This window comes from Thermohalobacter berrensis, assembly GCF_003609645.1.
In the GTDB taxonomy this organism is placed as follows: domain Bacteria; phylum Bacillota; class Clostridia; order Tissierellales; family Thermohalobacteraceae; genus Thermohalobacter; species Thermohalobacter berrensis.
In genome coordinates this window covers 21,506-45,869 of record NZ_MCIB01000006.1, presented here as the reverse complement: position 1 = coordinate 45,869, position 24,364 = coordinate 21,506, and the positions used below count along the sequence as shown (strand labels likewise).

The window sequence follows — 24,364 nt, the reverse complement described above, 5'->3', positions numbered from 1 at the left end:
TTGCCTTATTAAGCTATCTGCATTTTGTTGAATCTATTATTCATGTTTTTAGACTTAATAGGGAAAGTATGTCTAAAAACATGAATTATGTCAACCACTGCTAAGTAAATCTTTACTCATTCATCTAACCTTAATAATTAGATAATTATTTTTATGTAATAAAAGCCCTAAGTATTGATTTACTTGGGGCTTTCTATGTTTTTTGAGAAGGGAGAATATTTAAAATGAGTTATATAAGTAAATTAAAAAGAAATATACCTTTTAACTATATATTTACTTTTTTAAAAACACTTGATCTAGCTCAAGAGGTATGGATGATATATTTAGGAGCAAAGGGAATGTCTTTGTTGCAACTGGGAATTATTGAGGCTGTTTTCCATATAACTTCATTCCTTATGGAAGTACCTACTGGCATGATTGCAGACTTATATGGTAGAAAAACAAGTAGAATATTAGGTAGATTATTTTTAATTATAAGTGTTTCTATATTGCTTTTGGCAAACAATTTTTATTTATTTGCTCTTTCCTTTGTATTTTGTGCTTTATCATATAATTTAGAATCTGGAGCAGGAGATGCCCTTGTATATGACTCTCTTAAAGAGATTAATAAGGAAAATATTTATATGAAAGTACAAGGAATGCAAGAAGTCTTCTTTCAAGTTGGTAAATTAGTAGCATATCTAGCTGGAGGATATTTAGCAACTATGAGTTATACTTTAGTTTTCCTGTTGACAATTTTTATAGGTGTAATTTCACTTATTCAGTCTTTAACTTTTACAGAACCTGATATTAAAGACAATAATTATAAAAAAATAAATCTCTTTAAATATATAAAAAATCAGTTTGTAGAGAGTTATAACCTTATAAAAAACAACAATAGATTAAGCTTTTTAATTATTTTCTGTGAAATCATATTAACCTTTGGAACCTGTCTATTTTATTATATTCAAAACTATCTTAAAGGTAATGGATATAGTGAACTTCAAATAGGAATTATGTTTGCTGTTGCTTCTTTACTTAGTGCAGGTGTTTCAACTCAAGTCTATAGGTTAGAAAAATTAATAAAGGAAAAGGGTATATTACTATTTATGCCTATAATATCGATAGGTTGTATATGGGGAATAGTCCTTACAAATTATTCCTATATTTTCTTTATATTAATCACTATTGTAGAAAGTATAATTTTTGTTGCTGTAAGTGATTATATAAACAAACAAATACCTAGTAAGAATAGAGCTACAATACTCTCTGTAGCTAGTATGATTTTTAGCTTTTTTATGATTACTATATTCCCTTTAGTTGGGCATATAGGGGATTTGTTTTCTCTTAATTTTGCTTTTAAACTACTAGCAACATTAGGTTCATTCCTTGTTATTGTAAATATATACGTTATCACTACCATAAATAAAGTAAGACTGGAAGCTGAATAATTTCAGCTTCCAGTTTTTATTTTTTGATCACCCTATTTTAGCTAAATTAACCTTATAAACTTAAAAATCATATATTAAATTATAACATCTTTATTTATATAATAGGAGGGTAATTATGAAAAATAATTTATATATATCTTATCCCTATAATCATTTAAACTATAAAAGATATTATCCCAATTATAGACCACATCTTCAACGCTATTCAAATCCCTTGAATATACAAACTAAAAATATAAATTTTGAAAATGAATATATTATTGAACGTTTAAGAATTCCTATTTTAAAGGGAATTAAAGATAAAAATATACAAGATAATATAAATAATTCTATATCCAGTGATATATTAGAATTTAAAAACCAAATGGAAGTAGCTGCTAAAGAAGAATATGAAAAGGCTAAAGAGGAAGGAAGGCCATTTGATCCTATAATAATCTCAAATATATATGAGTTAACTTATAATAAAAATAACATAATAAGCTTATCAATAGTATATCACGAATATATAAATGGAAATGATTCCTATATTAGAACAACCTATAATTATAATATTAAAACTGGAAGATCTTTAAGCTTAAATGATTTATTTAAGGAAGGTGTCGACTATATCTCCTTAATAAATAATGTAATAAGACGTTATTTATTGGCAAACCCTACAAGATATTTTCCTGAAACAATTGAAGAATTTAAAGGTATTGCACCAGACCAGCCATTTTTCTTAGAAAATGGATATATTGGTTTGTTTTTTGGTTTCCATGAAGTTGCTCCTACTGAAGCTAAACTTCCAATAATTAAAATCCCACTTTCTGAATTTAGAGGTTACCTAAAACCATATCTTCTAGCATGATTTTTTTTATTACTGAGGTTTTGCCTCAGTTTTTTTATATATTTTTACCAAAGTGAAATAATAGATATATGGTCATTTTATTTAGTTTTATAAGTTAACAAATATATAGCTAATAATAAAACTGCATAAAAAATTTGGATTAGCTTATACTTATTTTAAAATAAGTTTTTTAATTAGAAATAATTTTAAAACCAATGTTAGGGGAGAGGATTTCTCTTGAATATACAACCCAATATTGAAACTTATATAACCCTTATAACTTTAGCCCTATCTTTAATTGGTTCTTATTTCATATTAAGAGTCGATTGGAAAAGATATGGTTTGATATTTATTATTTCCGGTATTGTAGGAAATATTTTATGTTATATTTTTGTTAGAATAGGTTTATATTCATTTCCATACAGATTATTCCCTACTATATCGATAATGCCTTTTTATGTTATTTTAACTATATTTCCCTTTTACGTAATATTAGGAATTTATTATAGTCCAAAACCTTTTGTATGGAAAATTCCTTTTTACTGGGCATTAATACACATTGGAATGCTATTTGAAACATTGGCAGCAAATTTTACGGATCTAATTGAGTATAATGCAAAGTGGGATTTCTGGGATTCTTATACATGGTGGTGGATTTTTTTATTAGTCTTTGAGTGGGTTAGTATTTACATTATTCCAGATGAAAAACGAAAGCCTTTAGATTATGATATATTAAGATATGATAGGACAGGTTGGTTTATATTACATTTTATCTTAATTGTAACCATCTTCCTTGGTGGGTTCTATTTAGGAAAAGTATTGTAAAGGACTCTTATAAACCACCAGTCGGATAAATTTTACTAAATTAGATATATAGTATCATTTCAAATAAGTTCCAATACCTATAGATTTTAGAAATAAAATAATATAAACTAATAGTAAAAAACCTTTTATTAAAATAAGTTATCTTTATAAAAATATAAATTAAATGGCACCGATGTAAAATATAAAAGAGGTGATAAAGGTGCAACGGGGTATATGCCAATTATGTGAGAATTTTTTTATAAAAAAGTTTAAAACACAATCCCTCTGTGATAAATGTCAGAATGAGTATGACATAGTAAAAAAGTATATATTTAAAAATAGACAAGCTAGCATAATGGATATATACTTAGAAACTGGAGTTCCAATTAAATCAATTAAACATTTTATAAATGAGGGTAAAATTGAATTTATGGAAGAAAAAAGTCAGTGAGTCAGGATATTATCCTTTGACTCACTTTTTTTAGTTCAATTATGGAACATCGTAACATTTTAGAACACTATATTTTATAGATTTTGTTCCAGAAGTGAACACTTAACTTGTTAATTTTCTGACTATTCCGACTATTTGAAGTATATAATAATCGGCATATTTTTTGCAGATATATAATAGTTAAAATATGATATCTCTAACACTTTACAATTACTCTATTTTACAAGGAGGTGAATACAATTAATTACTATATTAAGGATACATAAAAGGAAAGTCTTATTTATAATCTATTAATTTTCTATATTATAAAGGGGGATTTATATGACAATAAGTGCTTATTATATTCCAACTGTAAATTTACTTGGAAGGGGAACTATTAATGAGATAGGCGATAAAGTAAAAACTTTAGGTGGAAAAAAAGTATTAATAGTAACCGATTCTGGTTTAGTTAAACTTGGTATGGCTGATAAAGTTAAAAATATTCTAGAGGATTCAGGCTTAGAAGCTGTAATTTTTGGAGGGGTACAACCTAATCCTACTGATAAAAACGTTGAAGCAGGCTTTAAAGTATGGAAGGAAGAAAAATGTGATACAATAGTTTCATTAGGTGGAGGTTCCTCCCATGATTGTGCAAAGGGAGTTGGATTATTAGCATCTAATGGTGGTAAAATTCATGATTATGAAGGCATAGACAAATCAACTAATCCAATGGTTCCTCTTATTGCAGTAAATACAACTGCTGGAACTGCCTCTGAAATGACTCGTTTTTGTATAATTACTGATACTAATAGAAAAGTTAAAATGGCAATTGTAGACTGGAGAGTAACTCCAAAAATATCAATTAATGATCCTGACCTTATGGCAGGAATGCCACCAGCATTAACGGCTGCTACAGGCATGGATGCTTTAACCCATGCAATAGAAGCCTATGTTTCAACAGCTGCAACTCCTCTCACAGATTCAGCTGCTCTGATGGCAATTGAATTAATATCCAAATATTTACCTGTTGCAGTTGCCAACGGTATGAACATGGAAGCAAGAGAAAAAATGGCTTATGCTCAGTTCCTAGCTGGAATGGCATTTAATAATGCCAGTTTAGGATATGTTCATGCCATGGCCCATCAATTAGGGGGATATTATGACCTGCCACATGGTGTATGTAATGCTATTCTTTTACCTCATGTAGAACAATTTAATTTAATTGGCTGTGCTGACAAATTACGAGATGTTGCAATTGCTATGGGAGAAAATGTTGAAGGTTTATCTGTTTATGATGCAGCTCAAAAAGCTATTGATTCTATTAAAAAGCTCTCTAGTTCAATCGGTATTCCATCAGGCCTAAAAGCTTTAGGCGTTAAAGAAGAAGATTTTGAAGTTATGGCTAAAAATGCAATGGCAGATGCTTGCCAATTAACTAATCCACGTACTGCGACATTAGAACAAGTAATCCAAATATTTAAAAATGCAATGTAAAAACTTATTTTTTATCTACAATTTGAGGGATATATTCCCTCAATTTTTTTTATACATAAATTAACACAATAACGAATATTTTATTGTTATTATATTATCGTTAATCTTATAACATAATTGTATCACTTGTGGAAATTTTTGTCAATATTCTTTTGTAATGAGCTTCTCCTCTATTTGTTATTCTACCTTCTCAACTATTGGTATCCATACTTCACACTTGTAGTCATCTTTAGTAGGATCCCCTAACTCTAATTCAGGAGCATCTTCCCTCATAGCTTCCACAAACTTCATCCCAAAATTTAGGTATTATCTTAAAATTCTCACCATCCATTTATTTATGTATTCCCTTTTATTTTTCTTTATAAATAAAAAAAGACTTTCACATTATTGCAAAAGCCTTTTTTAAATACAAAAACATATTTAAAATAATGCTTTCTATTAACTTTGTAAAAAATCAAGTAATCTCTTTTCAATTATCCTATAATCCAATTTTGCTATATCTTCCATAGAGTAAATTTCATTTAGTTTACTTAAAAATAACTTCTTTAAGTCTCTTTCCTTTTCTAAGCATTTTTCTATCCAGCTTTTACCCCTTGAATACGTTCTTTTACTTAATAAAATATGCTGAAAGTATTGGGCAAAACCTTCTTGATATAACCTTAATATTCCATTATGATAGTTATTTTTCTAACTTCATATAATTAATATAATCCTTTTCCCACAACTCAATTTTCTTATCTATATTTGCATCCAAATTTTTTTCAAAGTTTTTTTAAACTTAGGAAAAGTGTCTATTATATTAAACATCCTACTTCCCCCTAAGAAGCTAAATAATTTAAATCTTTCATCTTATATCATATCTATTTTTAATATTTATTTTGCTTTTTATATATAATTTCTACAAAAATACCTGCTATAAATCCTATAACAATAATAAAAAAATTGTAAAAGCCAGCTTTCATATTTGGTGTTAATAGATTTCTATAAGAAAGAATACAATCTGCAATAAATCCAACAATAGAGGCAAGTAAAAAAATACTACCAAATCTATAAAGCTTAAATATTAGTGGAATACTTCCTAAAATTCCTATGGCAAAATAAAGTTTAATAAATTTAATATCGGGATAAGATGAATATCTGATATAGTAAATCCCTGTAATAATGCATAAAAATAATATTATCATTAATATCCCGTTTACAAGAGATTTTTTATTTATCTTTTCCATATAACACCTCCTATTAAAGGATATGTATAGTGATTTTTATACATAAAGATTCCCAACCTACCAAAAACTTGCAGAAAAAATTGTATATTATTGTAATTTCATTGTCAAAAATTATTACTTAGCCAATTTCTTTTTATATATTTCATTATATAAAGATTAATTAGCAGATATATCACAAGTATTATAGCAACACCAATAGTCCATTTTTTTATTATTACATACATTAATACACAAATAATATATATAAACTCTACTAGTACAAATAATAAAGTCATTTTCATAAACTTTTTATTTTTTTTAATACTTCCTATTACAGATATTAAGTATAATACTGCTAAAAATAAAACTAAATAATTTAAATAAAAGCTTATCTCATTACCAAAAATAATTATATTTACAGAATTCATTATTGTATGCGGAATTATAAATGTATCTTAAAGCTTCAAAAATAGTAAAAATAATATTAATCTATCCATAGCTATTTCTCCTTTTTATATTTTAATATCTTCTACATAACAAATTCTCTAAAAGAATCTATTGTCCTTTTTTCTATAATAACTACATAAAATTTGTTTAATATAATCCATTTTACATCCACATATTTATTGGTATTTTAATAAATAATATCCTTGAAGGGAGGTAATTTTATGGATGTACAAAGAGCTAATGAGATATTAAATTCTCCTAATAATATTGAAGTACTTTACAATAACACCCCAGTATGGATAGAAAAAATTAATAGTGAAAAAGGAACAGCAAATGTTAAAATGTTAAATAACAATACATCTATTGAAGTAAATACTAAAAATTTAGTTGAGACGGGAAATATAATAAAATAGTTAACTTTAAAAGGTGCTGATATTTATTCAGCACCTTGTTTAATGACATAGGGACGAATGACATAGGGACGTTTCGTTTGTCACACTATTAAGCATATAATCCAGGACCACTTTTGTTCATATAATTATTCTTTTAAAGCAAAAGATAGGATGTATTCAACTGCTTTATTGTTATGTGTACCATACTTCATTTTGCTAATTAACTCATTTTTAGAAAGCCCACTTTCCTTTAATTTATCTGAATATGATGATATATAAGAATCAATATTTATTATTTTCCATGAATCATCTTGTTTTTCAAAAGTATATCTCTTATTAATTATATAAACTGAATTTTCTTTATCATTACTTTCTCTTATTTGTTGAGAATAAACATACTTATAATCCTTATCATTAACATTTGCATCATATGAACCAGATATTCTTATTGTAACTTTATCGTCATCTAATTTTAAGTTAAACTTTTTAACTAATTCATTCCATTTTTGTTTATGCTTTTTAAATTCTTCCTTTGATAAACCTTTCAAATCTATTCCTCTAACCTCTATTTTCTTCCCATTATCTGTATAACCATATATCAACTTATTCTCTATATATGAACAAGAATCTGAAATGATATCTTTCGTTGCTTCTTTATAATCTTCATATGTTACTTCTAATTTAGAAAATAAATAATCTTTTTCTTCAACAATTTTAACTTTTTCTGATAGCTTTTTATTAAGACTTATCTCTTGTTGACATCCTGATAAACTTATTATTAAAACAAAAATAAATACAAACCACTTTTTCAACATAATTCCCCCTTTATATTAAATATATTTTATTACATCTTTTAATGTTTCTACTTTTATTCAACTATCACTACTAAGTTTAATTCCAAATGATTTAAAATTAAAATAATTTCCTAATTCAATGTCTGAATTTGAACCTCCAACAATAAAAAAGTTTAATAAATCTGTGTTTGAATATTTTTCTAGTGCTTGATTTATTAATTCTATAATGTTTTATAATTAATCCTAGATTTCCCATGACTTATTTATTTTATAAATTGACGTATCCATTGTTTAGCCTTATTACTATTTTTTACTGCATTATTTTCTAAAGGACTTACAAATCCAATTTGTCCTATTATTTCGTTTCCTATTAATTTATTATTAAATCGTTTAAATATTTTTCCTTCATTTCCTCTATAGGTACAAAATAATGCAATTTTTTTATTTATAATATTTGCTTGTGAAAACAAAGTATTAAATGCTGGTACATATGAACCTGCCCAAACAGGACTTCCAAAAATAATTAAATCGTAAGCTTCAAAATTATTATTAAATGATTTTAATTTAGGCTTTTGACGTAATAATACTTGTTTTCCACCAAAGAAATATTTTAGGAACCCTTTTTTAGGTATATCTTTTCTAGGAATTAATCTTGCTATGTCACAATCTATCTCTTCTTTAATGGCATCAGCAATCATTTTTGTATTTCCTTCTAGTGAATAATATATAACTAATGCTTTCATACAATAAACCATCTCCTTTTTATTTTTAGTATTTTTATTTGCAACAATATTTAGTTGACTTCTATATGTTTTTCTATATTTATTAATTATATCCTTTTATTTCCATTAATATTATAAATATTGATAAAGCTTAATCCACTATTGTAACCTATTCATCTCCGGTATTATAAGCCACGATAAATATACTTTCTTTTGCAATAAAAAAAAGATACCCTTAATTAGAGTATCTTTTCCTTCAGTTAGCTCTTGATAAGTCTATTATCAGGTTAATTATAATTCAAAATTTTCTATTTCCTTATTTAAGTTCTCAGATAGTCTTGATAAATCTTCTGCTGACCCTGCTATCTCTTCCATTGCTGCAGATTGCTCTTGGGTAGATGCATTTATTCTATCTGCACTTTTTGCAATATCCTCCATGTATTTTTCAGTTTTTCCTACCCCATCCTTAATATTTTTTAATTGCTTTACTGTATTATGTAATGCTTCTATTCCTTCTTTAACTGAGTTGTTTACTGCATTCATCGATTTATAGGAACTATCAGCTCCTTGTAATACCTGCTCAATAATAGTTTGTACTTGACTAGTTGCATTTTTCGACTCTTCAGCTAATTTTCTTATTTGTTCAGCTACAACTGCAAAGCCTCTTCCTGATTCTCCTGCTCTAGCTGCCTCTATAGCTGCATTTAATGCTAATAAGTTGGTTTGTTCTGTTATTCCCGTAATTAAACCTAATATCTTTTGTATCTCTTTTCCATATTCATTCATCTCTAATACTGTGTTATTGGATTTCTGTACTGCTTTTTCAATCATATCTATTTTCTCAATAGCTATATTAGATGCTTCCTGTCCTTTCTTAGCCATTTTACTTGTATTATCGCTTATTTTCTTTCCAGCCATAGTTATGTCTAGAACTTGATTAGTATAACTAGCTAATTCCTCTATAGAACTAGTTGATTCTTCTGACGATGCAGAAAGTTGTTGCGAGGCTGCACTTACATTTAATGCTGCTTCTCTAATACTGTTTAAAAGTTCTTTTTCACTTGTTATATCCCTAAGAATTTCCAAACCTCCCTCTGGGTTTCCTTCACTATCATATAATCCTGATGCAGATGCTAATACATTAATCTTTTTACCATTTTTATTTTTTATGGTAATTTCTTCTTTCTTAATACATTCTCTCATTCTTATACACTTTTCCACTGCACAATTTTCACAAATAGATGCTTGAAAAATTTCATTACACTTCTTTCCTATTGCTTCCTCTTCTGTATATCCTGTAAGTTCTTCCATAGACTTACTCCAAAAGACTATATTTCTATCATTATCTCTAACAAAAACTGGATTTGGCATAGCTTTTAAAATATCTTGTACTTTTGCTTTATTTTTTTGTGCATTAAAAATTAAATATTCAACCTTATTTAATATGTTTTTTTTTGAAATTTGTTTGTATTCTTTTTGGGTAAAATTATTCATAAAATATTCATCTAAAACTCTATTTATAGATTTTAGATTTTTATTACTGAACATAAATTTTTGCCCCCTTATATTTTGTGCTATAAGAATCAACAATTTTATATAATCATTACTTATGGTATTCTATGTTTTTCGACATTTTCCTGTTTTTTTCTACATTGTTTTAGCAGTAATATTTTCCAAGTATTTCTTAAGTAGTTTAGATTAAAAATAGATAAATAAAAAACCCCTGCTAACAATGCAGAGGGAGTTATTTTTGTATTTTCTTTTAAGTAATATGTAAAAAAAATAACCTCAATTTATACTTAAATATTTATCTAACTTAGCTATTGTTTCATCCTTTAATTAAATTCAAATAATTTTTATCGTACATTTTACTTACTTCTTCTTCACTTAAAGGTTTACTAAAAAGATATCCTTGTACATAGTCACATTCCCCTTTTTCTAATCTTTTATATTGGTCTATTTCTTCTATTCCCTCAGCTACAACCTTTAAGTTTAAAGCATGTGTAAGGGATATTAAACTATCTAAAACTTCAATATTTTCATATTCTAAAAACTTATCATTTAAAGATTTATCAAGCTTAATTTTATCAACAGGAATAAATGTTAAGTAATTTAGTGAGGAATATCCTGTTCCAAAATCATCTAGGGCAATTGTTAAGCCTAATTTCTTTAGTTTTTCTAAGATTTTTATAGTTTCTTCTCTATTTTCTATAAGTACATTTTCAGTAATCTCAATTTCTAACATAGAAGGGTCAATATTATTTTCTTTTAAGATTTGTTGTAAAAATTTAAAAAGATTGTCATCATACAGCTGTTTTGGTGAAAGATTGATGGCTATAGGTTTAGTTTTATAGCCTTCACCTTTCCATTTAATTAATTGATTTATAGCTTGTTTTATAACCCATCTTCCTATAGTTAAAATTAAGTCTGTTTCCTCTGCTATAGGTATAAAGATACCTGGAGAAATGTTTGTATCCTTTAACCTTAACAATGCTTCATAGTATGCTATTTCACCAGTCTTTGCTTCTATAATAGGCTGATATAGTAATGTAAAACCTTCCTCTTTTATTGCTTTTCTTAAAATATTTTCAATTTTTATCTTTTCTTTAAAGGCTAAAGTCATTTCTTCATTAAAGAAAAGGTATTTATTTTTACCTGATTCTTTTGCATTATACATAGCAATATCCGCCTTCATTAAAAGATCATCCATCTGAAATCCATCATATGGAAATCGAACTATTCCCATACTTGCTGTTATAGGGTTTTCTATTCCATCTAATACAATTTTTTCTTTAAAACTCTTTAAAATTTTGTCTGCATATCCTTCTATCTCTAAAGGGTTTTCATTATTTCTAAGAAGTACTAAAAATTCATCTCCTCCAAAGCGAAAAATGGTTACCCTTTCACAGGATATATCCTCTAATATTTCAGCTATTTTTCTTAATAGCTTGTCCCCATATACATGTCCTAATGTATCATTGATATTTTTAAAATTATCTAGGTCTAACAAAAAGAGAGCTCCCTTTCTGCCTTTTTCAATCTCTTCATTTAATATTTTCATAAACTTTCTTCTGTTAGGAAGATGGGTTAATGGATCATGCTCAGCTAAAAATTCAATATATTGTTCTTGTTTTTTTAGTTGGGAAATTTCTACTAAAACTCCGTTTATACTTTTCATTTTTCCTTCCCTATCCATTACACCTTTTCCACTTATTAAATACCATCTAACTTGTCCATCTTTATCTATAATACGTATTTGAGAATAAATTTTTTCTTTTTCACCCTTTTTATATTTCTCAAGCTCACTTAAAAGCTCTTTTTTATCTTCTAAATAAACTATTTTATCTATAACTTCATATATGTTTTTTTCTTTAAAATCAATATCTATAATTTTTGCGAAATTTTCTGAAAAATGTATAACTTCATCTTCAACAGTTATTTCCCAAATAGCACTATCGGTTCCTTCAACAGCAATTTCATATTTTTGTTTTAATTCTTCTAACCTCTCAGCGTACTTTTGTATTTCATCATACTGAATCTTTAATTCTTCTTCTCCTGCTAATAGCTGCTCAATAGTAGCTTCTAATTCATCATTTGTAGTTTCTAAATCTTTTTTATAATTCTCTCTTTCTGTTATATCTGTATAAATTCCATATCCACCAATTATTTCATTATCTATTATTACTAACATAGCTCTAATGTTGACATAAATTGGTTTCCGTGATTTTGTATATCGAATTGCTTCTATGTCTAATTCTCCCTTTTCAAAAAGCTCATTAGTTTTTGCAACTGCCTCATCTTTCTTTTCCTTTGGTACTACAACATCATCTAAATTTTTACCAAGACATTCTTCTTTTGTATAACCAAAACTTTCAAGGAAAGTATCATTAACATCTAGTATTTTATGGTTTCTATCAAAATATGATATAGCATCAGGACTTTTCTTAAAAAGGATTTCATACCTTTTATGTATTTTATCTATTTTTTTCTGATACTTTATTTTCTCACTAATATCCCTTGATATAACCACTGCACCTATAATTTGTTTATTCTTATTATACAGAGGTACGGCTTTTCCCCAGTCATAATAATCAAGTTTTTTACTATATGCTTCTCCTTCTACACTTCCATCTTCATTTCTCTTAAAATTTACATATTCTTTTTCTATTTCAGGATTAGGTTCTAATACTAAATCGGCAAGAGTAGGTCGCTTTTCTCCATAAATACAGATGGAATAATCACCTTTTCCTAATATTTCTTCTTTTTTAACTCCTGTTAACCCTTCCATAGCCTTATTCCATAAAATAATTTTTCTCTCTTTGTCTATACCAAAAATTGGGTCAGGTATAAGTTCTATAATCTGTTCATAGAATTTCTTCTTAAGCATAATATAATTCCCCTTCATTTAAAACTATCCTCACTTTAAACTTACCCAGTTTTATAGGGATTTTAACTCTTTAAAACTACTAACTTCCAATTAAGTCATTACAAAAACTTATTCCTTTCATTTTTTATCTATACATTGCTTCGTCAATTACATATATTTTGTAGAAATCTTAATTTATTTCATTATATCAGAATAAGCTTATATTTAGTAATTTCTTATTTTATTACATAAAACTTTGGTCTATCTGTTCTTTCTAATGGCTCACCATATACAAAAATGCAAATTCCTTCTACTTCTTTAGCTTTTGGTTTATAAACACCTTTACTATCTATCACAAAAAGATCTTTATTTTTGCCATTTTCCAAATTTATATTATAACCCATTAAATCAATACTATAGTATTTATAATCACCTTCGGGGAATCTCATAAAATTTTTTGCTCTGTCAAATTTCATAAAAAAATTCTTTGCTAATAATCTTCCTCTTGCTTCATTTTTGTCAATTTTATTTTCTTTTACCTTTAAATAATTATTATCTTTGTTATAAAAAATAGAATATCTTTTATTTTGAAATTTTGATTCTTCAGCTATTTTAATTATCATAAGTCTAATTTTTTTGTCTTTAGTAAGTCCCATTTTAAATTCTTCTATTATTAGATTCTTATTAGAATTTGATAGTGGTATTTTAGCTATATCTTTAATAAACTTTGTCATTGAAAACTCATGTAATGATGTTTCTTTAAAATCTTTAATAAATACTTCATTATCTTTAACAGAACAGCCTGCTATACTTAAAATTAAAATAGAGATTGTAAATATTAATATAAGTTTTTTCATCTTAATCCCTTCTTTCTTAATTTATTGAAATTATAATATAAATGTCCTTATCAATACCATATATTAAAATGCAAAAAAACATTATAACTATTTTACTTCCACTAGAAAAGCATAATTAGCTATACCCTGTTTCCATTTTATAGATACACTATAAACATATTTTCCTTTTTCCTTTGGTGCTACTATCTTATTTCCATTTAATTTTGGGGACATTTTATTATTGTTTTGCCATATGCTTACACTAAGTCTAGCAGGCTTATAAATAGTGATAATTTCTAACTCTCCTCCAGATTTAACTATTAGTGGATTTCTATCCTTTACTAATTCTGGTGGTATTGGTGAACTGGCTTGAACATACTTTTTACCACCCAATAAAGACCTATATTCCCATGAATAAGGCCCTAATACAGGTTTTACTTCTCCAAAGCTTGATTTTACACTTATTTGAGGAGGTTTTATAAGATTGTCTTTACCAAAATATTGTTTATAAAATATAAATGATATTAATACAACAATACATAACAAATAAATCCACTTTTTATTCATTCTTGTAACCACCTTTAATAAACTCTATAATAATTTTAAACACTTAAATTTCATAATTTTGATAGGCCTCAAGGACTTTTTTAGCAGTTTCTTTTTTCTCTAATGAATAATCGTATTTATTCTCTAGCTTTTCTTTAACTTTTATTTTATTCTTATATTGAATATAGTACGTAAAACCAACTATTATAGTTAAAAATAAAATAAATACTTTAAGCCTTTTATTCATTAACAACTCCTGTCTTTTAAATAATTTCATTTTTGTTATATTATACCATATATTGTATTATGTGTAAGCATAATTAGTTCTACCTTTAGTTATGTTAAAAAGAAAAACTCTACAAGTTTAATGTAGGGTCTTTCTTTATAGTATAAAAGGCAAATATCTGACTATTTCATACTTATGCAAACATTAATAAACTTAATGCCATTACAGCCATTCCAGAAACAAGTCCATAAATTGTGATATGATGTTCACCATATTTCTCTGCAGTAGGTAATAATTCATCTAATGAAATATAAACCATGATTCCCGCAACTCCGGCAAATATTAAGCCAGACATAGTATCATTAAAAAATCTCATTAATATTAAATACCCTACAATTGCACCTATTGGCTCAGATAATCCAGAAAGAAAGGAATATAAAAACGCTTTTTTCCGATTACCAGTAGCATAATAGATTGGTACTGAAACTGCAACCCCTTCAGGTATGTTATGTATTGCAACAGCAACAGCTATACTAATCCCTAAAGTTGTATCCTGTAAAGTACTTGTAAAGGTAGCTAATCCTTCAGGAAAGTTATGAATTGCTATAGCTAAAGCTGAAAATAATCCCATTCTCAGTAAGTCAACATCATTTGTTTTCTCCTCTGTCATATCATTCACATCACGCATTTCATGGGGATTCTCAACACTTGGTACAAATTTATCTATTATTGCAATTAAAGCAATCCCTGCAAAAAATCCAATTGTAGTAATCCAGTATCCTTTTGTTGAGCCATAAACCGCTTCTAATGATGTCCTTGCTTTTGCAAAAATTTCAATCATAGAAACATAAATCATTACCCCTGCAGAAAATCCCAAAGCTGCTGATAGAAACTTTTTATTTGTTTGTTTAGTGTAAAAGGCTAAGGCACTTCCTATTCCCGTAGATAATCCTGCAAATAATGTAAGGCCAAAAGCTAATAGCAAATTGTTTATACTTATATTCATAATAAATTCCCCTATTCTTTTTATTATTTTATGATTACTTGAGTTATGGTATAGAAATAAAATATGATATGTCCTTTATATAAATAATTCTTTTCTAATATAATATATAAGTAAAATTAATGATATCACTATTCATATAAAAATTTCTATGCTTAATAGTCTAACTTTAAATTGTTTTTCTATTTTTAACTTGTAATATACGTGAAACCACAACTTTCGTGGCAACATTAGAACCTATAAACCCTAGAGTATATATTATTATAGAAAGTGCAATTAAAGTTAAAGGGTTAGGCGCTAACATAAATAACTTATTTCCAGTTACATAGTTAACTACTATAGAAGCTGTGATAAAAGAAAAAAACGGATAAAAAGGTATAGCAAAAACGATTTTCTTTTTAGTAGTGTATCCTTTAAATAGAATTAAAGCTATAATATCTGTAAAAATTCCGCTTACAAGGATAGCTAATCCCATAAATATAGATATAAAAGACATAATAAAAGCAAATACACAACTTATTAATGAAACAACCCCTATCTTTCTTAAACAACTAACTATTACAGTTAACATAAAGCTAAAAAAAGGAGCAAACATAAAAAACTTAGCACCCGGAATTCCTAAAACAGTTCCACTTATAAATAAAAAATATCCTACTACAAACATTAAAGAAGCAGTTAAACCCATCAATAAAATTTCTTTAGTTTTGAAATTGATACTAATTCCTCCTTTCTTTATTGATTATACCCTAGAACATGTATAATTTAATCGCAATTATTTTACTATTAAATATATTTTATATTGATTCATCCTTGACAATTTAAATTATTAATCTTTTCTTCCCTTTGATTATTTACAAATATATTATATTTTGGTTAAATAACTATAAAATGAAGAAAAAACCTGCAAATTAATGCAGGTTATTAAGCTTTAGAAGGTAGGCCTAAATAGAAAAAGGTTCATACTCACATAACTGATCCCTTAATTGCATTAATTCTTCTCTAGATGGATAGGGATATTCAAAGTCTAAAGCCCTATCAATAGACTTAAGTGCTTCTTGAGTATTACCTATTTTAATTTGGGCATCTGCTAAATAATACCAATAGGTGGTCGAATCCTTTTCTTTCAAAAGTTTTTTATAATAATTGGCTACCTTTTTAAAATAATAGGGATAAACATCTAATGCCAATGTGAACTTACTATCTACCCATCTATATATCTCTACCTTATAAGCCTCTCCAGTATCATGAATCCATAGGGCTAGTTCATATATCCCATCTCTTCCTTGTGTACTTTTAATATCTTTTACTTCTATCATGCTATAGTATTTATTACCCTCAATTAAATCTTTCATTCCCATATTTGTCCATTCATAAACACTAAGATCTGACCACATTGCCCCAACTTGCCATCCCACTACTAGGTTATTTTTATATCTACTAGTAATTGGTGCAACGCCAAAATAAGTGATATTATATCCCTTTCCTTTAATGATATCTATCACTTGCCAAATCCCATAACTATATTTTAGTACAATAATATAATTTTCACTTTGCCAATTGTAAGCACCAACTAATTCTAATACACCATCTCCATCTAAGTCTACCATTTTTACTGCTGGTCTTTTAAAAGGTGTGTCCAATACTATAACCTTAGCAAAAGGTGGTATAAATGATTTCATTATGCCCACTAAATATCTATTATCCCACATACTATAACCCCTTTTATCTCCATTCTAGAATTAGTATATGCAGGGGCTTTTAACATGTGTATCCCATAGATATTTTAGGGTCTAGACTAAATCCTGGACCTATTTGAAATATACAATATACAATATGGAATATATCTAAGTAACATAACGCCCAAAGTATGAATAATCTATATAGAAAAAGTTTAGGTGAATGTGGAGGAATGGAAATGACAACTTTCGGTTCATTCTACGGAATTATTACTAGAATTGATGATTTTAGGGTAAGAACTGGAGAATCAATAGGATGTTATAAACTAATGACTGTTCAGAAAAGAGATGGTAGTATTGTAAACTTTGAAATTACCCCGACTACTTACTTTGTAGACCATGTAACAATGGCAGTAGGTGATGCAGTAATTGGATTTTATGATATAAATGCCCCTGTCCCTTTAATTTTCCCACCTCAATTTCGAGCAATTGTTATATCAAAACTTATACCAGGTCATAATGTTAAAGTAGACTATTTTAATGAACAGTTGGTAAGTAGTGATGGTACATTGAAGTTAAACATTAGTCCATTCACTCAGATAATACTGGAAAATGATCAGGTGTTTACTGGAAATCCTGCAAACCGTAATCTAATCGTTGTATATGGTCCAACTACTAGGAGTATTCCTGCCCAAACTACACCATACAAAATTATTGTTATGTGTCCTAAAACTTAATAGATTACCCCTATAAAATAATGGGGTAAGGTCTGTAATTGACTTCTTTTAAAGGAAACGTCCTCCTGTCACATAAAAAAAGCAGTTAATCAGTTGTTAAACAACTGATTAACTGCTTTTTTACATATCTATTCTAAAATTATAGAAATTTCAATTATTTTACTTCAGTAGCTCCAGTTACAGTAGCATTTTCTCCAAGTTTAAATGTGGATTTAACTTCTTCATTAGCAAAATATACATTACCTTCTATTGTTGCTTCTGTTAATGTAAATCCATTAGCTTCAACATAAACGTCTCCTACAAAAGTACCACCTTTAATTGTAGTATTTTCACTCTTTATAGTTAACTTTGGAGCAGTTAAAGTATAAGAAGCAGTTATATTTCTGTTTTCATCTTGAGTATAAAGAGCTATTTTACGTGCTGGTTTATCTTTGTTTGTGAATTCACCTTCTAATACAAGCTCTTTATCAGTTGTAAAATCATCTTCGAATATAATGATCCATGTTCCATCTTTACTCATTGCCTTTAATAATGAAGCCTCATCTGTTACTACTGAAGCTGCTGAAACTGTGTCTGCTGGTTCATTTGTTGATGATGTCTCCTCATTTGATGTACAACCAGCCATTAAAGCAACAACTAATACTAATACTAATGCTAGTGCTTTTACTCTCATGTAAATGCCTCCTTTTAATTTATATTTTTTGAAAATGAATATCGCTTTTTATTTTAACATATTGAGTATAGAAATATCAAGAAAATTTAATTTCTAAATTATCAAATAATATTTATCTAATTAAACCAGAATATAATCAACAGGGTTAGGTCTAAACAATTATGAATTAAATCACCTTCTCTAAACATAGAGCATATTATGTTATAAAACCTATGAAAGGAATGAGCAATATGTATAATTTTTATAGACCGTATCCATGTCCTTACACACCAATGTATAACTTATATTATAGAAGATGTCCATATCCTTATTGGTTTAATACACCAATGTATAATTCAGACTTTTGGAAACAACCAATTGAATTAAAAGATTATGGTCCAGAACCATTTGTAGTTAATATTGATGAAGCTACTAAGCAGAATACTAATTATCGTACTGCTTTATGGACAGGAGAGAATTTGCAAGTTACCTTAATGAGTATCAAAGTAGGAGGAGATATAGGTTTAGAAATTCATCCTACAGTTGATCAATTCATACGTATTGAGGAAGGTCAAGGAATCGTAAGAATGGGAGATAGTAAAGATAATTTAGATTTTGAAGCAAGGGTTTATGATGACTATGCGATCATGATACCTGCTGGTAAATGGCACAATTTAATCAATACAGGTAGTAAACCACTTAAATTATACGCTATATATGCACCACCTGAGCATCCACGTGGTACTATTCATAAAACCAAAGAAGATGCAGAAGCTGATGAAAGGAATTATAGCTACTAAAAATATGACAATGGGACGTTTCGTTTGTCACAAAAGTTAAGTGACAAACAAAACATCCCATTGTTCCCTAAAAAACAAGGTACTTTACAATAATTATCTTGTTTTTTACTGATTATTTACCTGATAATGCCCAACTTTCCTTTACATAGTCAGGTATATCAATATCTAATGTATAACAGAAAGCAATAATTTGCCCAATATGCATAGTTTCATGTGCTATCATTGCTGAAAGATGATATGGTAACAACTGTTTCTCACCAAACCATCCTATCTGCTTGTTTTTATTAATATTATCTAAAGCAGATTTCAAACTATTATCGACTAATTTCATATTATGTAATAACTTTTCTTGAAAGCATAGGGGATGGCTTCACAAATTCATAAAAAGTTGATTTTTGTCTACAATTCATGATTTGAAATTATGAAATATTTTCAGTTATGATGCTCTATTATTTTTCTTAGTAGATTTTACTTGATTAAAGATTAATGCTGTAATAATAATTACTATGGAAAAAACAAACGATATCAATGTAAAACTATCCTCCAAGAACATATTAATTATTCCTATAGCAACACAAGTTATACCGCCTATAAACTCGATTATACCAACTCTTTTAGCAAAGGAATCATCTAATTTTCCACTTTTCTTATCATTTTTAAAACTATTAATTAAATTATATTTTCCTTTAAAATAGATTGCATATCCAAAACCCATAAATGTCAAACCTATTAAAATCAAAATTATTCGCAAAACAAATATATTGTTTCACCTCCAAAAAATTATTTTCCTTTTCCATTGTTCTGAAAAACTAGCAATATATCTAAAAGCATCATTGTAGGTTCAGGCCTAAAAATTGAATTACTTACAATAAATATGTCCCTTGTCATGTTAAATAAATTCTACAAATTGAATTTTTAATCCATTTGGGTCTAATACATAAAAAAACTTTATGTGTGGGTTAGGCTGAAATGGGCCGCTGTGAATATCTATACCTTTTTCTTTCACAAATGTCATCATTTCATCAACTGAGTTTACTTTAAAGCCTAAAGAAATATCTGGTCCAATATTAACTTGTTTATTTTTTTCATCACATATTAATTCAACTTGAGTCTCACCTTCTCCTAAAAAAGCAATTTCTACTCCTGGTCCAGCATTAAACCTTCTATTTTCCTTTAAACCAACTATTTCCTTATAAAATTTTAGAGACTCCTCCATGTCATTAACTTTTATTGTGCCCCAACAAAATTTCATTAAGTATCTACCTCCCTATTTAATTAATATTATTTTAAACTGTAGCATTCTTTATAAGGGCCATGTACTCAACATGCATGGTTATTATATTTTAGATTAAAAAATATCGCATAGACTATCATATAAAATTTATAACCAAGATTTCTACTACCTTTCATGTTATGTGAATTTGTGAAGCCTGATCCTTTTACCCTCTTCCCTTATTTTTTTGTGCTTAATAGATTTTTTTAATGAAATTCCCCCATAAAAGAACACAAAGGGACAGTCCCCTTATATTCTTTTCACTATCCCTCTGCATGTTAAAAATTTACTTTTTTCAATTATTTAATTTTTTCTAACTCATCTAAAAATGCTGGTCTTCTTTTATATTTAATACTTAATTCATTTATCATTTCTCCTTGCTTTTTCTTTCCTGCTATCTTTTTAAATTTTTCAAGCATTCTACATACTTGTCTATAATGGCTTCTCTTTGAAGATGAGCTTGCTTCTAACATTATACTTTTTTTATAGATATCTATAACCTCATTTTTATACTTATCAACTAACATATTTGCATATTCTTCTATAGATCTGGGATTTTCCCGTACAAATTCCATTAATTCAGGTAAGTCCCTTTCAAAAGTTATAACCTTTAGATATTTATCCCTAAAATACCAACTGTTATGGCTTTTTAATTCTTCTTTTAGTTTAGTATAAAAAATTTCCCAATCCTCTTTGTGTAATTCTTTTAATTCTCTATAATACTCAAAACTATCACTAAATAATAGTTCTTTTGCTAGCTTTTCTTGTTCTTTTTTAAGTGAAAGTTCTTTATAAGCCTTATATCTTATTTTTTCCACTTTACCACTAACCCTTTATATTTTTTATCCTTTCTTTCTCCTTCTAACGCCAATTCTATAACTTTTGAATAGTCCTTTTCTTTCATAAACTTATTTATAACTAACTCTCTAAATGATGTAAATTTCATGTTTTTCTTTATAAATTTCTCTGCTTCTTCTTTAGGTCCATATTCCCTTATTATGTTATACAATATTAAAAGCATTCTTTCTATACTATATTCGGAATATCTATCATTAATATTTTCATTAACAAAATATTCTATTTTTCTTCTTAAATCATTTCTTAACTCTTCAATATCTGCAAACTCTGAACATATATTAATTATATCAATATAGTAATCATCCCAATCATGAAAAATTTCTTTATCAGCTTGGTTTAATATCTTTTTAAACATTTTTCTTCTTAAATTTGTATCTAATTTTTTTGAATCATATGCAATTTCTTGTATATACTCAAATATCTCTGATATTAGGCTACCTATATATCCATCTGAATCATCTGCATAACCAAGGGCTTTTATAGACTCTTCCAACACTATAAGAGTAGCATCTAATATTGATACAGGATTATCATTAGCTTGGTATATTTCTCCAATCTGTTCTAGTAAATCTTTCATTTCACTTGCAAATCCATAAGCTTCTCTATATAGTATAAAACCTTCATTCCTTGTATATTTTCTAACAATTGAATTAATTATTTTTTTACATTGACCAGGCAGGTTTAATTTAGAATTATCTGAATATCTAAAAACAATATTATCTTTTATAGTTTCATCCCTTTTAACTATATCTAAAATAATATTTATTAACTCTTCTTTAGAAAGACTATTTAGTACATCTTCTATTTCTGGCTGTTTCATTACCTCATCTTTTACTTTTTCATTGTTTGGTTGGCTTTTTAAATGGTTGCGTATTTCAAAATAAGCTGCTACTTGATGCTTACATATAGGTCCAAAATCATACGGACAATTACAATATGAAGAAAGAATTTCACCATTTTCATCCAACTGAACTATTACTTCATAAATTTGACTTCCTGCAACTATAAAAATATATTCATTATTTTCCTTCTCATACTTTTCTAGTACATTTCCATAAGTATAGTAATTATATCCCCTATCTAAAATTATTTCATTAACGTATTTCTCAAAATTATTTATATTCATTTTATTTTATCATCCTTTTTTATTAAAATGGTATATTCATCATCGTTTAGAATAGCTTCTTCCACTACTACTTATTCAATAGCTTCTTTCTATGATTATACCATAAGGAAATCTATTAGCTATATAATAAAAATTTACGTTACTATTTTGATTATCTATAGTATCAACAACTTCTTTATTTTTTCACTCTTTTTCATTTTAATTAACTCCTCTACATATAATAATTACATTCCTTTTAATTTGTGATAATCAAAAAGTCTCCTTATTACCCTTGTGATGGTTAAAGGTGATAACAACTTAAAGTAACACACTAGAACCGTCCCTTTGTGTCCTAGAACCGTCCCTTTGTGTCCTAATAAAAAAAGGCAGGTATTCTATTAGAATACCCACCGCCAATTATTGACAAAGAGCTAAAAGGGTTTCTCAGCCCTAGAATCTATTTTCTATTTTTAGACATCCCATTATTATTTATTTTCAAAGAATTCTAATAAAAACTTTTCTGCTTCTTCGCACCAAACATTGTTGTTTTTCTTACATATTTTTGCTAACTCCCTAAATAACTCGTCATTTTCACCTAATTTTTCAAAATCCTTAATAGCTGTTAATTCCATTTCTATATGAGGATAAATTAGTTTTTTTCCACCTGGAATATTAGGTAAGTTTCTTATAGTTTCTGGAACTGCATTTAATCCCCCTATATGTGTTACCATAAATGATGGATTTATTAATCCCTCTTCAGATAATTCTATAGACTCTAACATATCTCCAGTAGATCCACCTGATGTTCCAACTATATGAGTTCCCTCATAGTGAACATTGTAGAAGTTAAATGGCACCTTAAAGTTATTATCTGTTGGGCCAGCAAAGAAGTTTAAGCAACCATCATTACCTAATATATCATCAGCGACTTCTATTAATTGCTTAACAGGTGCAAATACAAATACATCGTCATATCCCTTCCCACCTGATAATTTTCTTAACTCACTTACTGCATCTATATCCTTATTATTTAAATATATTAATTCAACCCCTTTTTCCTTTGCTCCTTCAACTGTTATTAAGCTAGCTGCTCTATTTAGTCTTTCTTCATCTATATCTACAACTACAACTAATTTTGGTTTTACAGGTCCATTAATAGCATATTCTATAGCACCTAATCCCATAGGACCAGCACAACCTAAAAGTGCTAATTTTCCACCTTCTTTTATTCCCATATCGTGTTTATAAACATATGGCTTTGTATGATAACTTGCGTGGAATGCTCCTATTATACAGGACATAGGTTCTGACAATGATGCATTTGCAAAGTATGTTCCATTAAGAGGAAGTACACAACCTAAGTCAATTGCTATTTTGGGAATAATACAATATGTTGCATTTCCGCCAAAATACTCGTAGCTATATCCTGCTGAATAACCTGATTCAAGTCCCATAGCTGGTTGAAGTACAAATCTTTGACCTTCTTTAAATTTGTCTTTTAAATTACTTCCTACTTTTTCTATAATTCCAGCAAATTCATGTCCTGTAATTGCAGGATGTTTTGAAACATTTTCTGGAACTCTTTTATGTTCTTCTCCCCTAATTAAGGCTTTATATGTTGATAAACAAATACTATTTGATACTATCTTTACAAGTAGTTCATCTTCATTTATTTCTGGTAATTCAAACTCTCTTATATATATATTGTTTTTACCTGCTAAAACTGCTGCCCTAGTTTTCAT

General features: G+C 27.7%; 27 protein-coding genes. 8 read left to right on the top strand and 19 right to left on the bottom strand.

What is annotated here, in order from left to right; genetic code table 11:
- The first annotated feature begins 224 nt into the window (after nucleotides 1–224).
- The 5 genes from BET03_RS04665 to BET03_RS04645 all read left to right on the top strand — a co-directional run bounded on the left by BET03_RS04665 (nucleotide 225) and on the right by BET03_RS04645 (nucleotide 4,984).
- A complete protein-coding gene (locus tag BET03_RS04665) occupies nucleotides 225–1,430 on the top strand; it encodes an MFS transporter (protein WP_120167799.1) in 1,206 nt (401 codons plus the stop codon).
- Between the two features lie 115 nt (nucleotides 1,431–1,545).
- Complete coding sequence (locus BET03_RS04660) at nucleotides 1,546–2,277, top strand: DUF3298 and DUF4163 domain-containing protein (protein ID WP_120167797.1); 732 nt, start codon at nucleotides 1,546–1,548, stop codon at nucleotides 2,275–2,277.
- Between the two features lie 216 nt (nucleotides 2,278–2,493).
- Complete coding sequence (locus tag BET03_RS04655) at nucleotides 2,494–3,081, top strand: CBO0543 family protein (protein ID WP_120167795.1); 588 nt, start codon at nucleotides 2,494–2,496, stop codon at nucleotides 3,079–3,081.
- 199 nt (nucleotides 3,082–3,280) lie between these two features.
- Nucleotides 3,281–3,511, top strand: coding sequence for a hypothetical protein (locus tag BET03_RS04650; protein WP_120167793.1), 231 nt, complete (start codon nucleotides 3,281–3,283; stop codon nucleotides 3,509–3,511).
- A gap of 321 nt (nucleotides 3,512–3,832) precedes the next feature.
- Nucleotides 3,833–4,984 (top strand): iron-containing alcohol dehydrogenase, encoded by a 1,152-nt coding sequence (locus BET03_RS04645; protein ID WP_183108724.1) that lies wholly within the window; start codon nucleotides 3,833–3,835, stop codon nucleotides 4,982–4,984.
- A gap of 866 nt (nucleotides 4,985–5,850) precedes the next feature.
- On the opposite strand, the gene BET03_RS04640 is transcribed toward BET03_RS04645, so the two are convergent.
- Together BET03_RS04640 and BET03_RS13585 are read right to left on the bottom strand one after the other, a co-directional pair.
- Entirely contained in the window at nucleotides 5,851–6,210 is a 360-nt protein-coding gene (locus BET03_RS04640; protein ID WP_120167791.1) for a hypothetical protein, read from the bottom strand.
- Nucleotides 6,211–6,314: 104 nt separating this feature from the next.
- Nucleotides 6,315–6,617 carry a hypothetical protein gene (locus tag BET03_RS13585; protein WP_120167789.1) on the bottom strand — a complete coding sequence of 101 codons (303 nt, stop codon included), beginning with the start codon at nucleotides 6,615–6,617 and terminating at the stop codon, nucleotides 6,315–6,317.
- Nucleotides 6,618–6,857: 240 nt separating this feature from the next.
- Between BET03_RS13585 and BET03_RS04630 the strand changes: the two genes are divergently transcribed.
- Nucleotides 6,858–7,049, top strand: a complete 192-nt coding sequence (locus BET03_RS04630; protein WP_120167787.1) for an H-type small acid-soluble spore protein — start codon at nucleotides 6,858–6,860, stop codon at nucleotides 7,047–7,049.
- A 125-nt stretch (nucleotides 7,050–7,174) separates the two neighbouring features.
- Here the strand turns inward: BET03_RS04630 and BET03_RS04625 are convergent, their stop codons facing one another.
- The 10 genes from BET03_RS04625 to BET03_RS04580 form a co-directional block, all read right to left on the bottom strand.
- Nucleotides 7,175–7,840, bottom strand: a complete 666-nt coding sequence (locus BET03_RS04625) for a hypothetical protein (RefSeq protein ID WP_120167785.1) — start codon at nucleotides 7,838–7,840, stop codon at nucleotides 7,175–7,177.
- Between the two features lie 245 nt (nucleotides 7,841–8,085).
- Nucleotides 8,086–8,565 carry a flavodoxin family protein gene (locus BET03_RS04620; RefSeq protein ID WP_120167783.1) on the bottom strand — a complete coding sequence of 160 codons (480 nt, stop codon included), beginning with the start codon at nucleotides 8,563–8,565 and terminating at the stop codon, nucleotides 8,086–8,088.
- Nucleotides 8,566–8,835: 270 nt separating this feature from the next.
- A complete protein-coding gene (locus BET03_RS04615; protein WP_120167781.1) occupies nucleotides 8,836–10,092 on the bottom strand; it encodes a methyl-accepting chemotaxis protein in 1,257 nt (418 codons plus the stop codon).
- A 280-nt stretch (nucleotides 10,093–10,372) separates the two neighbouring features.
- Nucleotides 10,373–12,931 carry a sensor domain-containing protein gene (locus BET03_RS04610; protein ID WP_183108723.1) on the bottom strand — a complete coding sequence of 853 codons (2,559 nt, stop codon included), beginning with the start codon at nucleotides 12,929–12,931 and terminating at the stop codon, nucleotides 10,373–10,375.
- Nucleotides 12,932–13,146: 215 nt separating this feature from the next.
- A complete protein-coding gene (locus BET03_RS04605; protein ID WP_120167777.1) occupies nucleotides 13,147–13,767 on the bottom strand; it encodes a hypothetical protein in 621 nt (206 codons plus the stop codon).
- Between the two features lie 87 nt (nucleotides 13,768–13,854).
- Nucleotides 13,855–14,313: a hypothetical protein gene (locus tag BET03_RS04600; protein ID WP_120167775.1), complete on the bottom strand. Its 459-nt coding sequence runs from the start codon at nucleotides 14,311–14,313 to the stop codon at nucleotides 13,855–13,857.
- A gap of 43 nt (nucleotides 14,314–14,356) precedes the next feature.
- Complete coding sequence (locus BET03_RS04595) at nucleotides 14,357–14,539, bottom strand: hypothetical protein (protein ID WP_120167773.1); 183 nt, start codon at nucleotides 14,537–14,539, stop codon at nucleotides 14,357–14,359.
- A gap of 172 nt (nucleotides 14,540–14,711) precedes the next feature.
- The gene (gene zupT, locus BET03_RS04590) at nucleotides 14,712–15,524 is read right to left on the bottom strand and encodes a zinc transporter ZupT (RefSeq protein WP_183108722.1); all 813 of its coding nucleotides are present in this window, start codon (nucleotides 15,522–15,524) and stop codon (nucleotides 14,712–14,714) included.
- A gap of 166 nt (nucleotides 15,525–15,690) precedes the next feature.
- Nucleotides 15,691–16,209 (bottom strand): hypothetical protein, encoded by a 519-nt coding sequence (locus BET03_RS04585; protein ID WP_120167771.1) that lies wholly within the window; start codon nucleotides 16,207–16,209, stop codon nucleotides 15,691–15,693.
- Nucleotides 16,210–16,462: 253 nt separating this feature from the next.
- Nucleotides 16,463–17,230 carry a hypothetical protein gene (locus tag BET03_RS04580; protein WP_120167769.1) on the bottom strand — a complete coding sequence of 256 codons (768 nt, stop codon included), beginning with the start codon at nucleotides 17,228–17,230 and terminating at the stop codon, nucleotides 16,463–16,465.
- Between the two features lie 158 nt (nucleotides 17,231–17,388).
- Here BET03_RS04580 and BET03_RS04575 point away from each other — a divergent pair, with 158 nt between their 5' ends.
- Nucleotides 17,389–17,934 (top strand): hypothetical protein, encoded by a 546-nt coding sequence (locus tag BET03_RS04575; RefSeq protein WP_279230339.1) that lies wholly within the window; start codon nucleotides 17,389–17,391, stop codon nucleotides 17,932–17,934.
- Nucleotides 17,935–18,088: 154 nt separating this feature from the next.
- On the opposite strand, the gene BET03_RS04570 is transcribed toward BET03_RS04575, so the two are convergent.
- Entirely contained in the window at nucleotides 18,089–18,607 is a 519-nt protein-coding gene (locus tag BET03_RS04570; protein ID WP_120167765.1) for a hypothetical protein, read from the bottom strand.
- A gap of 230 nt (nucleotides 18,608–18,837) precedes the next feature.
- Here BET03_RS04570 and BET03_RS04565 point away from each other — a divergent pair, with 230 nt between their 5' ends.
- Nucleotides 18,838–19,386, top strand: a complete 549-nt coding sequence (locus BET03_RS04565; RefSeq protein ID WP_120167763.1) for a cupin domain-containing protein — start codon at nucleotides 18,838–18,840, stop codon at nucleotides 19,384–19,386.
- A 112-nt stretch (nucleotides 19,387–19,498) separates the two neighbouring features.
- Here the strand turns inward: BET03_RS04565 and BET03_RS04560 are convergent, their stop codons facing one another.
- The 6 genes from BET03_RS04560 to BET03_RS04540 form a co-directional block, all read right to left on the bottom strand.
- Entirely contained in the window at nucleotides 19,499–19,717 is a 219-nt protein-coding gene (locus BET03_RS04560; protein ID WP_120167761.1) for a hypothetical protein, read from the bottom strand.
- 105 nt (nucleotides 19,718–19,822) lie between these two features.
- Nucleotides 19,823–20,125, bottom strand: a complete 303-nt coding sequence (locus BET03_RS04555; protein ID WP_243096859.1) for a DUF3784 domain-containing protein — start codon at nucleotides 20,123–20,125, stop codon at nucleotides 19,823–19,825.
- Nucleotides 20,126–20,275: 150 nt separating this feature from the next.
- Complete coding sequence (locus tag BET03_RS04550; RefSeq protein ID WP_120167757.1) at nucleotides 20,276–20,638, bottom strand: VOC family protein; 363 nt, start codon at nucleotides 20,636–20,638, stop codon at nucleotides 20,276–20,278.
- A 320-nt stretch (nucleotides 20,639–20,958) separates the two neighbouring features.
- On the bottom strand, nucleotides 20,959–21,477 hold the full coding sequence (locus BET03_RS13790; protein WP_243096858.1) for a hypothetical protein: 519 nt from the start codon (nucleotides 21,475–21,477) through the stop codon (nucleotides 20,959–20,961).
- A complete protein-coding gene (locus tag BET03_RS04545) occupies nucleotides 21,465–22,643 on the bottom strand; it encodes an SWIM zinc finger family protein (RefSeq protein ID WP_243096857.1) in 1,179 nt (392 codons plus the stop codon). The genes BET03_RS13790 and BET03_RS04545 overlap by 13 nt, the downstream gene beginning before the upstream one ends.
- Before the next feature lie 464 nt (nucleotides 22,644–23,107).
- Nucleotides 23,108–24,364 carry a zinc-binding dehydrogenase gene (locus BET03_RS04540; protein WP_120167755.1) on the bottom strand — a complete coding sequence of 419 codons (1,257 nt, stop codon included), beginning with the start codon at nucleotides 24,362–24,364 and terminating at the stop codon, nucleotides 23,108–23,110.